Annotated in this window: 12 protein-coding genes; all 12 read left to right on the top strand. The window is 40.8% G+C overall.

Annotated features, from left to right (window positions below):
- Positions 1-566 precede the first annotated feature (566 nt).
- Complete coding sequence (gene rpmH / locus NQ503_RS17520) at positions 567-701, top strand: 50S ribosomal protein L34 (protein WP_005423866.1); 135 nt, start codon at positions 567-569, stop codon at positions 699-701.
- A gap of 58 nt (positions 702-759) precedes the next feature.
- The gene (gene rnpA / locus NQ503_RS17515) at positions 760-1119 is read left to right on the top strand and encodes a ribonuclease P protein component (protein WP_005423864.1); all 360 of its coding nucleotides are present in this window, start codon (positions 760-762) and stop codon (positions 1117-1119) included.
- On the top strand, positions 1100-1309 hold the full coding sequence (gene yidD, locus NQ503_RS17510; protein ID WP_005423862.1) for a membrane protein insertion efficiency factor YidD: 210 nt from the start codon (positions 1100-1102) through the stop codon (positions 1307-1309). The genes rnpA and yidD overlap by 20 nt, the downstream gene beginning before the upstream one ends.
- A gap of 79 nt (positions 1310-1388) precedes the next feature.
- The gene (locus NQ503_RS17505) at positions 1389-2651 is read left to right on the top strand and encodes a YidC/Oxa1 family membrane protein insertase (RefSeq protein ID WP_259893526.1); all 1263 of its coding nucleotides are present in this window, start codon (positions 1389-1391) and stop codon (positions 2649-2651) included.
- 24 nt (positions 2652-2675) lie between these two features.
- Entirely contained in the window at positions 2676-3614 is a 939-nt protein-coding gene (gene jag / locus NQ503_RS17500) for an RNA-binding cell elongation regulator Jag/EloR (RefSeq protein ID WP_005423854.1), read from the top strand.
- A 211-nt stretch (positions 3615-3825) separates the two neighbouring features.
- Positions 3826-5199: a tRNA uridine-5-carboxymethylaminomethyl(34) synthesis GTPase MnmE gene (mnmE, locus tag NQ503_RS17495; protein WP_044925332.1), complete on the top strand. Its 1374-nt coding sequence runs from the start codon at positions 3826-3828 to the stop codon at positions 5197-5199.
- Between the two features lie 16 nt (positions 5200-5215).
- On the top strand, positions 5216-7111 hold the full coding sequence (gene mnmG / locus NQ503_RS17490) for a tRNA uridine-5-carboxymethylaminomethyl(34) synthesis enzyme MnmG (protein ID WP_005423851.1): 1896 nt from the start codon (positions 5216-5218) through the stop codon (positions 7109-7111).
- An 18-nt stretch (positions 7112-7129) separates the two neighbouring features.
- A complete protein-coding gene (gene rsmG, locus NQ503_RS17485) occupies positions 7130-7852 on the top strand; it encodes a 16S rRNA (guanine(527)-N(7))-methyltransferase RsmG (protein WP_022388841.1) in 723 nt (240 codons plus the stop codon).
- A 243-nt stretch (positions 7853-8095) separates the two neighbouring features.
- Positions 8096-9082, top strand: a complete 987-nt coding sequence (locus NQ503_RS17480; protein WP_044925329.1) for an ABC transporter ATP-binding protein — start codon at positions 8096-8098, stop codon at positions 9080-9082.
- Entirely contained in the window at positions 9079-9942 is an 864-nt protein-coding gene (locus tag NQ503_RS17475) for an ABC transporter permease (protein ID WP_005423846.1), read from the top strand. Before NQ503_RS17480 ends, NQ503_RS17475 begins: the two co-directional genes overlap by 4 nt.
- A gap of 14 nt (positions 9943-9956) precedes the next feature.
- The gene (locus NQ503_RS17470) at positions 9957-11480 is read left to right on the top strand and encodes a GldG family protein (RefSeq protein ID WP_005423844.1); all 1524 of its coding nucleotides are present in this window, start codon (positions 9957-9959) and stop codon (positions 11478-11480) included.
- Entirely contained in the window at positions 11481-12965 is a 1485-nt protein-coding gene (locus tag NQ503_RS17465; RefSeq protein ID WP_005423835.1) for a DUF4340 domain-containing protein, read from the top strand.
- Positions 12966-13007: the final 42 nt, after the last annotated feature.

The following is a 13007-nucleotide window of genomic DNA, read 5'->3' as shown; positions in this document are numbered from 1 at the left end:
GTTTCTATCTCCTGGTTTTTTGAAAGTTTATAGTATAAGTCAAAAGACATAAATATCCTTTTATATATTATAATAAATTCGCGTGATTAGCAACGGTTAATTGGGGGTATAAAGGGGGAAAATTCACATGTTACGGGGATAGTTTTCCACTTTGTCCACATGTGTATAACCATGAAATGGTGGATAAAACTCCATAAGTTTACATAACATTGGAAATAGTGGAAAAAGAGCTATGGGGATTGTGTATAAGTGTATCCACACTGAAAAAGATGTAAAATAAAGGTCTTTTTGAGTATGTTGTGTAAAAAACAGTCGAAAAATGGGGATAAAAACACAGGAAAAATTAGAGTTATCCACAAGTTATCCACAAAAAGTGGATAACTTTACGTTAACCATAACTTTCCACATAGATGTGTGGGTTAATCCACAATTGGCTGAAATGCTGATATTTCTTGAGATTTTTAATATTTTGGCTTGACGAACAGGGTCATTATGAATATAATTGAAATGATGTTCTAGGAAAATATTACGAATACGCTATAATAGATAAAGGAGGTGCTTTACCTATGAAAATGACATTTCAGCCAAAGAAAAGATCCAGAGCTAAAGTTCATGGATTCAGAGCTCGTATGAGCACAAAAGGTGGCCGTAAAGTATTAGCTGCCAGAAGATTAAAAGGAAGAAAACAGTTATCAGCCTAAAGATATAAGACCGCAGTTGATGTGGTCTTTTCTTCTATAATGAAAAAAGGAGGATTCGATGAAATATTCAGAGTCCTTAAAGAAAAACAGAGATTTTCAACAGGTTTACAAGCGTGGAACATCAAAAGCAAATCGGTATCTGGTGATGTACGTGCTGCCTAATCAGCACATGATGAATCGTCTGGGAATATCAGTAAGTAAAAAAGTAGGGAATAGTGTGGTTCGCCACAGACTCACCAGGCTGATCAGAGAAAGCTATCGTTTAAATGAAGAAAAATTTGACAGAAATCTTGATATTGTAGTGATCGCCCGTAATTCTGCAAAGGACAGAAGCTATCAGGAGATTGAGAGTGCCTTTATGAATCTGGCACAGAAGCATGCAATTGCAGGAGGAACGGATGAAGAAACTTCTTATTAAAATGATACGACTCTATCAGATCTATATTTCACCGATGAAGAGAACAAAGTGTCCTTATATTCCCACATGTTCTCAATATGGTTTGGAAGCAATCGAAAAATATGGTGCGCTTAAGGGAGGATTACTTGCAGTATGGAGAATATTACGCTGTAATCCTTTTTCTCATGGAGGATATGATCCCGTACCATAAGTGTAAATGGAGCATGAGCCGTCCGTCGTGACGGTTTACTTCATAAGATTATCCAGGAGGAACTAGAAAATTGGAAAGTATGATTTTGGCTACTAAGAGTGGTACCCCGATCATTGGTCAGATTGCAGTTGTAATGGGATGGATCATGAATGCAATCTACAAGGTTCTGGAAGCCGTAGGAATTCAGAATCTTGGCCTTTGTATTATTATTTTCAGTATTCTGATCTACCTTTGTATGACTCCTCTGCAGATCAAACAGCAGAAATTCTCCAAGCTGAGTGCGATCATGCAGCCTGAGATCCAGAAGATCCAGAAAAAATACCAGGGTAAAAAAGATCAGGATTCCATGATGAAGATGCAGGAAGAAACACAGGCAGTTTACCAGAAATATGGTGTATCTGCGACAGGAAGCTGTGTTCAGCTGGCAATCCAGATGCCGATCCTGTTTACTCTGTATCAGGTAATCCAGAACATTCCGGCTTATGTTGGAAGTGTTTACAATGTATTTAACGGTGTCTGCACAAAAATCCTTGCAGTAGACGGATTTACAGATATCATCAACAACTTTATCACAGACAACAAGATGACACGAGTAAGACAGGTAACTGAGAATGCAGATTCTATCGTAGATTTCCTGTATGCGCTGTCTCCGTCTCAGTGGGAATCCTTACAGAATATCAGCCAGTTCTCCGGATTTTCAGATCAGATCAGCAAGACTGCTTCTGAAATCCAGAAAATGCAGACATTTGGTGTGCTGAACATTGCTGACCAGCCACTGAGTTATATCAAAACGGGATCCCTGATCCTTATCATTGCAGCTCTTGCAATTCCGCTTCTTTCCTGGGCTACACAGATGCTCAACCTGAAGCTTATGCCACAGGCAGCGACGCAGAATGGCAATAATGATAACAATGCCATGGCAAGTTCCATGAAGACGATGAACACAGTAATGCCGCTTATGTCAGCATTTTTCTGTTTCACCTTCCCGGTAGGTCTTGGTATTTACTGGATCGCAAGTTCCGTAGTAAGAAGTATCCAGCAGCTGCTGATCAACCGTCATCTGAACAAGATGAATATCGATGACCTTGTTAATGAAAATATGAAAAAGATGGAAGCCAAGAGAGCAAAAGAAGGACTTCCGCCGCAGAAGATTACAAATCAGGCTCATCAGAGTGCCCGAAACATCAATAAGATTGAAAAAGGCATGAGTGGTACTGATGAAGCAAATCGTGCAAAAAAAGTAGAAGAAGCTTACAAGAATGCATCTCATGCAAAAGCCGGAAGTATCACAGCCAAGGCAAATCTTGTAAGAGATTTCGAAGAACGTAATAAGAAGAAATAAGGAAAGGAAGGTCGGGTTTTTACTATGGATGAATATATGCAGTTTTCAGCCAAAACAAAGAACGAGGCAATTACAAAGGCATGTATTGAACTGGGTGTATCCAGTGATCAGCTTGATATTCAGGTAGTCAGCGAAGGAAGTTCCGGATTTTTTGGAATCGGAAGTAAACCGGCAATTATCAAAGCTCGTAAAGTATATGATAATTCTGAAGAAAAAGAAATCGAAAAAATCGTTGATTCTGTTAAAATTAATGCTTTTAAAGAAGATACCGTAAAAGAAACACAGAAATCTGCACCGAAATCCGTTTCCAGACAGAACGATGTGAAACCGGAGACTAAGACAGAAACCGCAAAAGCATCAAAAGAAGAAAAACAGCCGAGACCTGCAAAAGAAAAACCTGCAAAAGAGAAACCGGTAAAAGAACAGAAAGAAAGACCGGCGAAAGAAAAACAGGTAAAAGCATCAAAACCGATCGAAATCATTACAGATCCGGAAGAAATCAAAGATATTGAAGAGAGAGCACTTGTATTCCTTCGCGATGTATTTGGTTCCATGGATCTTGGAGAAGTTCAGATCACTTCAAAATACAATACAACAGACGGTTGTCTGGAAGTTGATTTTGAAGGAGAAGATATGGGCATCCTTATCGGTAAGAGAGGACAGACACTGGATTCTCTCCAGTATCTGACAAGCCTTGTTGTAAATAAAGGCAAATCCGATTATATCCGTGTCAAACTTGATACAGAGGATTACAGAAGACGTCGTAAAGAGACTCTGGAAAACCTTGCAAGAGGAATTGCCTACAAGGTGAAAAAGACCAGAAAACCTGTTGTACTTGAGCCGATGAATCCATATGAAAGAAGAATCATCCACTCTGCACTGCAGGGAAATAAATTTGTTGAAACAGTCAGTGAAGGTGAGGAACCTTACCGTCATGTAGTTGTTAAATTAAAAAGATATTAATATATGAATCTAAAAAAGATGTTATTCTAGGTGAAAGCGTGAATAACACGTCTTGACGTGTGTGCTTACCTGGGGTAACATCTTTTTTTAGATAGAATACCAGGGTGAAAAGTTCTAAATCCACATGAGCTTGCGTAGCACGGAACAATCCGTAGGTATTCTAAATATTAGAATAATATCTGCGCCAGCAGATATATCCTTAGGAGGAAATATGGACGCAACAATTGCAGCAATTTCTACAGCAATGAGTGCTTCAGGTATTGGTATTGTCCGTATCAGTGGCGAAAATGCTATGGATGTGATCGCGAAGATCTATCGTTCCAAAAACGGAAAAAAAGATATTCGTACAGTCGTCAGCCATACCATTCATTATGGATTTATCTATGATGGAGAAGAAGTTGTAGATGAAGTACTGGTTATGATCATGAGAGGACCTCACACATATACGGGTGAGGACACCGTAGAAATAGATTGTCATGGCGGTGTATATGCCATGAAACGCGTTCTGGAAACTGTTCTAAAAAATGGTGCGGTGATCGCAGAACCGGGAGAGTTTACAAAAAGAGCATTTCTGAACGGAAGGCTGGACCTGTCTCAGGCAGAGGCAGTTATGGATGTCATTCAGGCAAAGAATTCCATGGCACTCAAAAGTTCTGTCGAACAGTTAAAGGGTTCTGTACAGCGGGCTGTTAAAGAAATTCGTGCAAGACTGCTTCACCAGATTGCATATATAGAAACGGCACTGGATGATCCGGAACATTTTGACCTCACAGACTATCCACAGGAACTGCAGAAAATTGTGGAAAAAGAGAGTGAAAATATTAGTGAACTGTTGAAAACAGCGGACGATGGAAGAATGATACAGGAAGGAATCAAGACGGTTATCCTTGGAAAACCAAATGCAGGAAAGTCATCTCTTCTGAATTTTCTGGTTGGAGAAGACCGGGCAATCGTTACAGAAATTGCCGGAACGACAAGAGATATTCTGGAGGAATATATTTCTCTGAACGGGATCACGCTTCGCGTGATCGATACCGCCGGAATCCGTGAAACGGAAGATGTTGTCGAAAAGATCGGAGTCGGTAAGGCAAAACAAATGGCGGAAAACGCAGATCTGATCCTTTATGTTGTGGATTCTTCACTGCCGCTGGATGATAATGACCGCGAGATCATGGAATTACTTTCCGGACGGAAGAGTATCGTAATTTACAATAAAACAGATCTTGAGGCGGCTGTTGATATTGAAGAATTAAAGGAAAAAACAGGAAGCCCGGTCATTCCGGTATCTGTTGTGGAAGAAACCGGAATCAGTCAGCTGGAGGATGAGATCAAGAGGATGTTTTTCCATGGAGAGCTTTCCTTTAACGATGAGGTATATATTACAAATGCCCGTCATAAGGCCGCACTTGAAGAATCAAAGGAAAGCCTGAAGCTTGTAATGGACAGTATTGCTATGGGAATGTCCGAGGACTTCTTTTCCATTGACCTGATGAATGCGTACGAGAGTCTTGGACGCATCGTGGGTGAATCTGTGGGAGAAGACCTTGTAAACGAGATTTTCAGCAAATTCTGCGTTGGTAAATAAGAAGGGAAGATAAATAATGGAGACAAAAACACTGGAAAAAACCTGTGATATTGTTGTAGTAGGAGCGGGACATGCAGGCTGTGAAGCATCACTTGCCTGTGCACGTCTGGGGCTGGATACAGTAATGTTTACGGTAAGCGTAGACAGTATTGCCTTAATGCCATGTAACCCGAATGTCGGCGGCAGCTCCAAGGGACATCTGGTAAAAGAACTGGATGCGCTTGGCGGAGAGATGGGAAAAAATATCGACAAAACTTTTATTCAGTCAAAGATGCTGAACAGTTCCAAGGGACCGGCAGTTCATTCACTGAGAGCACAGGCAGACAAACAGGCCTACAGCACAGAGATGAGAAAGACTTTGGAAAATCAGGAGAATCTGACCATTAAACAGGGAGAAGTCACAAAGCTTCTCGTGGAAGAAGGCAAAATTACAGGAGTGCAGCTTTATTCAGGTGCAGTTTATCACTGCCAGGCAGTTGTACTCTGTACAGGAACGTACCTGAAAGCAAGATGTATCTACGGTGATGTCAGCAATTATACCGGACCAAATGGACTGCAGGCGGCCAATTATCTGACAGATTCACTCAAAGAGCTTGGAATCGAGATGTTCCGCTTCAAGACAGGAACACCGGCACGAATTGCCGGAAATACGATCAATTATTCCAAAATGGAAGAGCAGTTTGGCGATGAAAGAGTAGTTCCATTCTCATTTTCAACGGATCCGGAGTCTGTACAGATCCAGCAGAAGTCCTGCTGGCTGACTTATACAAACGAAAAAACGCATGAGATCATCCGTAATAATCTGGACCGTTCGCCATTGTATTCCGGTATGATTGAAGGTACCGGACCGAGATACTGTCCATCTATCGAGGACAAGGTCGTTCGTTTTGCGGATAAAAAACGTCATCAGGTATTTATTGAACCAGAAGGACTTTATACGAACGAAATGTATATTGGAGGCATGTCCAGTTCTCTTCCGGAAGATGTACAGGATGAAATGTACCATTCTGTTCCGGGACTGGAACATGCAAAGATTGTTAAGAACGCCTATGCAATTGAGTATGACTGCATCAATCCACGGCAGCTGTATCCGACGCTGGAATTCAAAAAGATCAAAGGCCTGTTCAGTGGCGGACAGTTTAACGGAAGCTCCGGATATGAAGAAGCAGCAGCACAGGGGCTGATTGCCGGAATCAATGCAGCTATGGAGGTAAAAGGCCGGGAACAGCTGGTTCTGGACCGTTCCGAAGCTTATATTGGAGTACTGATCGATGACCTGGTTACAAAAGAAAACCATGAACCGTATCGAATGATGACAAGCCGTGCAGAATATCGTCTTCTGCTGAGACAGGATAATGCAGATCTTCGTCTCCGTAAAAAAGGATATCAGGTTGGTCTGATCGATGAAGAAACATATCAGGCAGTTCTTCGAAAAGAAGAGGCAATTCAGAAAGAAATCGAGCGTACCGAACATGCAACGATCGGCGGAACACCGGAGGTCCAGAAATTGCTGGAAGAAAAAGGAAGTACACTTCTGAAATCCGGAACAACGATTGCAGAACTGATCCGTAGACCGGAACTGAACTATGAAGATCTGGCACCAATTGACAAAGAAAGACCGGAGCTTCCATGGGATGTGAAGCAGCAGGTAGAGATCAATCTGAAATATGAGGGATATATCAAGAGACAGCTGAAGCAGGTAGAGCAGTTCAAAAAACTGGAAGCAAAGAAAATTCCGGAAGACCTGGATTATGAAAAGGTTGGCAGTCTTCGTATCGAAGCAAGGCAGAAACTGGAAGAATACCGTCCAATCTCTATCGGACAGGCATCTCGTATTTCAGGCGTATCTCCTGCGGATATCTCTGTACTGCTGGTTTATCTTGAACAATACAGAAGAAATTCAAATTCCTGAGAATAGGAGGATATAATATTGTCTTATGATCTGAAAGTACTGGAGCAAGGGTGTGAAGAACTCGGAATTGCTCTGAATGATACACAGAAACAGCAGTTTATTGCTTTTTATGAATATCTGGCAGAAAAAAACAAGGTCATGAACCTGACTGGTATTACCGAGTTTCAGGAAGTGCTGGTAAAGCATTTCCTGGACAGTCTTGCCTGTGTGAAGGCAGTAGATATGACAAAAGTCAGCAAAATTATGGATATCGGAACAGGAGCCGGATTTCCGGGAGTACCACTTAAGATTGCGTTTCCGCATCTGGAAGCCTGTCTTCTTGACTCATTGAAGAAGAGAGTTAATTTTCTCGAAGAAACCTTTGCTCTTCTGAAACTGGAAAATATTACTGCAATTCATGGCAGGGCAGAAGAATTTGCCAAAAATAAAGCATACCGTGAGCAGTATGATCTGTGCGTATCCCGCGCGGTTTCCAATCTGGCTACGTTGTCTGAGTACTGTCTTCCATATGTAAAAGTGGGCGGAAATTTTATTTCTTACAAGTCTGGCACGGTTCAGGAAGAACTGCAGCAGGCAGAAAAAGCAGTTAAGATCCTCGGCGGCAAGATTCAGGATGTGGTTTATTTTAATCTTCCGGATTCTGAAATCCAGCGTTCTCTCGTTGTAATCGAGAAAATGAAACCAACACCGGGCCGCTATCCGCGTAAGGCAGGAACACCTCTGAAAGAGCCTCTTTCATAAACAGAAACTGTTTTTAGAAAAACTATTTCAAAAATACGTTTTATTTTCACAAAATCATCACAGATTTATCCAATTTTTATCACAACTTCCTCATAGAATATTTTCAGAGCAGACGTTAAAGTCGGCTCATTATGGAAGATGCTTCCAGGTACCCCCTATCTCTGTTTCACCTGGAGGCATCTTTTATTTTGTAAATATTTGCAGAATACAATATTCTGTTTAAAGAAAAAGGAGGAGAGACTTGTGATTGAAGTAAACAATCTGGTCAAACGCTATGGAGACCATACGGCAGTTGACCACCTTTCTTTTAAAATCGAGAAAGGCAAAATCTACGGCTTTCTGGGGCCAAACGGAGCTGGTAAATCTACGACTATGAATATGATTACTGGTTATATAGCATCTACGGAGGGAACGGTAACCATTGATGGTCATGACATACTGGATGAACCGGAGCAGGCAAAAAAATGCATCGGCTATCTGCCGGAGATGCCGCCTCTTTATTTCGACATGACAGTAGGCGAATATATGAATTTCGTTGCTGATCTCAAAAAAATCCCAAAAGATCAAAAAAAATCCATGGTAGAAGAAGTCATGGAAATGGTAAAGATTACCGATATGAAAAACCGTCTGATCAAGAATCTGTCCAAAGGTTACAGACAGAGAGTTGGACTTGCACAGGCAATTCTTGGTTATCCGGAAGTAATCATCCTGGATGAGCCAACCGTAGGTCTTGACCCGAAACAGATCATTGAGATCCGTGATCTGATCAAGAGCCTTAAGAAGAAACATACGGTTATTTTAAGTTCGCATATTCTGTCAGAAGTCAGTGCTGTCTGCGATTATGTATTGATCATTTCTCATGGAAAACTGGTTGCCAGTGATACACCGGAAAACCTTGGAAAACTTGCAGAAGGTTCCAATACCTTAAATCTGCTTGTGAAAGGTGATAAAGATCATATTCGCATTGCACTTGGACAGATTGATGGTGTGAAAGATATCACTGTCGCATCTGCGAAGGAAGAACATGCATGGAATGTAACACTTTCTACGAAAGAGGATATGGATATCCGCGAAGAAGTGTTCTTCAGGATGGCAGATGCACACTGCCCGATTCTGGAAATGAAGTCTAAGAAAGTATCTCTGGAGGAAATCTTCCTTGAACTGACTGAAGATGATAAGAAGAAAAAGAACGAAAAAGAGACAGACAAAAAGGAGGGGGAAAATAAATGATCGCAGTATATAAAAGGGAGCTGAGAAGTTACCTTACTTCTATGATCGGTTACCTGTTCATATTTTTTATCCTGTTTCTGACAGGTATTTATTTTTCGGCATATCAGCTTGGTGCAGCATATCCTCGTTTTGAGTACACATTAAGTGCACTGACCTTTGTATTTCTGATCAGTGTGCCGATTCTTACAATGCGAGTTCTTGCAGAAGAACGTAAACAGAAAACAGATCAGCTGCTTCTTACAGCACCGGTGTCTATTGAAAAAATTGTTTTTGGTAAATATTTTGCACTGGTTACGATCTTTGCGATTCCGATGCTGATTATGTGTCTGTATCCACTGCTCATGACAAAATTCGGAACAGTATCTCTGGGAGCAGCATACACTGCGATCCTTGGATTTTTCCTTCTGGGATGTGCAAATCTTGCAATTGGTGTGTTTATTTCCTCATTGACAGAAAGTCAGGTAATTGCGGCAGTACTGACATTTGTTATTCTGTTTGCTTTTTATATGATGAATGGAATTTCCTCTTTCTTCTCAGAAGGAGCACTTTCTACCTGTGTTACATTTGGACTTCTGATTCTGGCAGCAGCGATCATAATCTATACAATGATCAAAAACTTCCTGATCTCAGCAGTCATCTGTGTAGTTGGGGAGATCGCACTTGTCATTGTTTATGTTGTAAATTCCAGCTTTTTCTCAGGTGGAATCCAGAAAATTCTGGATATCTTCAACCTGAGCAGCCATTTTGACAATTTTGCAAATGCAATCTTTGATGTCAAAGGCATTTTGTATTTCCTGTCTGTGATTGCAGTCTGCCTGTTTCTGACTGTACAGTCGATTGCCAAGAGACGTTGGAATTAAGGAGGTGGGAGACAATGAAATTTACGGAAAAACTGAAAGCAAAGAAAGCAGATAAGATTGAAAATCCGGCAAAAGAGACAGCCAAAAAAGAAAAGAAACCTTTAAAACAGAAAATAAAGGATTCCATGAATAAAAAATACATCAAGAACGGTTCTTACAGCGTTGTGATCAGTGCAGTATTTATCGTAATCGTTCTTGTAGTCAATATGATCGTTGGTTCCCTTCCATCCAAATATACAGAAGTGGATGTCAGTGCTCAGAAACTTTACAGTATCACTGATGATACAAAGAACTTCCTGAAAAAACTGGATAAAGATGTAACGATTTATCAGGTCGTACAGAGCGGCTCTGAAGATGAAACGATTAAAAAGTTACTTGAGAAATATGAAGAAGGATCAGATCATATTAAAGTAGAACAGAAAGATCCTGTTGTAAATCCGAAATTTACGTCAGAATATACCAGTGATGATGTTGCTGCAAACAGTCTGATCGTGGTATGTGGTGACAGAAGCAAAGTTGTAAATTACAGCAGTATTTATGAATCTTCGATTGATTATAATACGTATCAGTCCACAACGACAGGATTCGATGGAGAAGGACAGATCGACAGTGCTATTTCCTATGTAACTTCCGAAGACCTTCCGGTTCTTTATACACTGGATGGACATGGTGAAAAAGACCTGGATTCTACTCTTCAGGAAGATATCCAGAAAGCAAATATTGATATTAAATCTCTGAACCTGATCACAGAAGAAAGTGTCCCGGATGATGCTGCGTGCCTGCTAATCAACGCACCAACTTCCGATATTTCCGAATCTGAGAAAGATGCGATCATTGATTATCTTGAAAATGGCGGAAAAGCTATGATCTTCTCTGATTATACAGAAGAATCCATGGATAATTTTGATGCGGTTCTCAAGAACTATGGAGTAGAGAGAACAGAGGGTGTTGTAATTGAAGGCGATTCACAGCATTATGCGCAGATGCCTTATTATCTGGTACCGACAGTCAACAGCACCGATGCAGTCTCTGATTTTGCATCCAAAGGTTATTATGTTCTGATGCCTTATGCACAGGGAATCAAGAAGACAGATGATGTCAGAGATACCGTTACGATCAACAGTCTTCTGACAACTTCTGACAGTGCTTATTCCAAAGTGGATGTCAATAGTGGAACGATTGAAAAAACCGATGATGATATTGATGGTCCGTTTGATCTTGGTGTAAGTATTACAGAAACATTGGATGATGACAAAGAGACACAGATCGTTTATTATACTTCTTCAAATCTGATGGACAGCCAGATCAACCAGATGGTATCCGGTGGAAATGAACAGATGATCATGAGTTCTCTGAGCTGGATGTGCAGCTCGGATGAGACATCAACAATTTCTGTTCCATCTAAAAACCTGCAGATTTCCTATCTGACACTGACTGCTTATGATGTAAGCTTCTGGAAGATCATGGTAATGGGAATCATCCCGGTAGTCTTCCTGGTAATGGGATTTATGGTATGGCTGAAAAGGAGAAAGGCATAAATGAAGAAAAAAACAGTCAAACTGGTTTCGGCAGTAGTCGTATTGGGAGTGCTGTGTGCAGCGTATGAAGGCGTAAACTTTTATGTTACCTCACAGGAAGAGAAAGAAACTGAAGAGAATGACACAAGCGTAGATTTGGTAAGTCTGGAGGCAGATGATATAACAGCAGTTTCATTTACCGCAGACCAGAATGAAGTAGAATTTGATAAAAAAGATGATAGCTGGACAGAAAAATCTGATGCGAATTTTCCGGTGAATCAGGACACGGTTGACAGTGCAGTCAAGGGAGTTGCATCCCTGACTGCTGACCAGGAGATTTCCGATGTGGAAGATATGAGTCAGTATGATCTGGATTCTCCACAGAATACGATTACGCTGACAACTGCAGATGGTGATACGACTCTTGAAGTCGGTATGGAATCTTCAAATAATCAGTATTATGTGAAGAAAGCAGATGACGATAATAATGTTTATCTGGTATCCAGTACATCAATAGAGCCATTTATGGGAACTTTATATGATTTCGCAGAGAGTGGAACATTCCCGTCCGTAACATCAGCTACGATCACAGATGTTAAAGTAGATAAAGAGAATAGTTATGAGCTTACACAGGATGCAGACAATCTGTTCTGGAATGTGTCTGATGGTAAAACTACAGAGAAGGCAGATACTACAAAAGCAGGAACTGTAACATCTGCAGTCGGATCTCTGGCATACGATAAATTTGTAGATTATAACTGCACCGACGATTCCAAGTATGGATTTGACGATCCGTATGCAGTTATCACTGTGAAGTATACCGAGGATGAACAGGAAACACAGAAGGTAGAGAAGACGCTTACCATTTATGTGGGAGATGAGACCGGCGATGACCGTTATGTGAAAGTAGATGACAGCAAAGAAGTTTACACGATCACGAAAGATTCTCTGACAGATATCCTCGACAGTACAATGTCTGATTTCTACAACCTGACAGTAAGCTATGTATCGGTTAATGATCTGGATTCCCTGGAAGTACAGAGCGCAGACGGAGATCATACAATAAACATTGTAACGGAAACCGTAAAGGCAGAAGATGAAGATACCACAGATACAGACTCCTCTGATGAAAGTTCTTCTGATGATGAGGAAGAGACTACTACAACAACTTACAAGTTAGATGGCGAAGACCTCGATGAATCCACATTCACGACTTTCTACAATAAACTCATCAACATGACCGCACAGGAACGTCTTACTGAGGAGTATACTCCAGAAGGAGATCCGGCATATATCTTTATCTTTAAAGATAAAGACGGAAAGGAAACTACGGTGAAGTATTATGAATATGATACAAACTTCTATGCGGCGGTAGTTGAGGATAAAGTTTATCTGGTGAACAAGATGAATGTAAAAGATCTGGATGAAGCTTATCAGAAGATGGTGAATCCGGATACGGAAGATGCCGAAGAAAGTACATCCGATACAGTTACAGAAGAAAATTAAATTTATACGAACCTGCCCCGCGAGTTGCTCGCGGGGTATTTT

The sequence above is a fragment of the Blautia obeum ATCC 29174 genome (assembly GCF_025147765.1).
Classification (GTDB): Bacteria; Bacillota; Clostridia; order Lachnospirales; family Lachnospiraceae; genus Blautia_A; species Blautia_A obeum.
Note: the sequence above shows the minus strand (reverse complement) of the source record. Positions and strands in the feature narration are given on the sequence as shown.

Excerpts from the sequence above, each read along its gene's own strand:
- rpmH (WP_005423866.1), top strand. The coding sequence starts at position 567 with ATGAAAATGACATTTCAGCCAAAGAAAAGATCCAGAGCTAAAGTTCAT.
- rnpA (WP_005423864.1), top strand. The coding sequence starts at position 760 with ATGAAATATTCAGAGTCCTTAAAGAAAAACAGAGATTTTCAACAGGTT.
- yidD (WP_005423862.1), top strand. The coding sequence starts at position 1,100 with ATGAAGAAACTTCTTATTAAAATGATACGACTCTATCAGATCTATATT.
- NQ503_RS17505 (WP_259893526.1), top strand. The coding sequence starts at position 1,389 with ATGATTTTGGCTACTAAGAGTGGTACCCCGATCATTGGTCAGATTGCA.
- jag (WP_005423854.1), top strand. The coding sequence starts at position 2,676 with ATGGATGAATATATGCAGTTTTCAGCCAAAACAAAGAACGAGGCAATT.
- mnmE (WP_044925332.1), top strand. The coding sequence starts at position 3,826 with ATGGACGCAACAATTGCAGCAATTTCTACAGCAATGAGTGCTTCAGGT.
- mnmG (WP_005423851.1), top strand. The coding sequence starts at position 5,216 with ATGGAGACAAAAACACTGGAAAAAACCTGTGATATTGTTGTAGTAGGA.
- NQ503_RS17475 (WP_005423846.1), top strand. The coding sequence starts at position 9,079 with ATGATCGCAGTATATAAAAGGGAGCTGAGAAGTTACCTTACTTCTATG.
- NQ503_RS17470 (WP_005423844.1), top strand. The coding sequence starts at position 9,957 with ATGAAATTTACGGAAAAACTGAAAGCAAAGAAAGCAGATAAGATTGAA.
- NQ503_RS17465 (WP_005423835.1), top strand. The coding sequence starts at position 11,481 with ATGAAGAAAAAAACAGTCAAACTGGTTTCGGCAGTAGTCGTATTGGGA.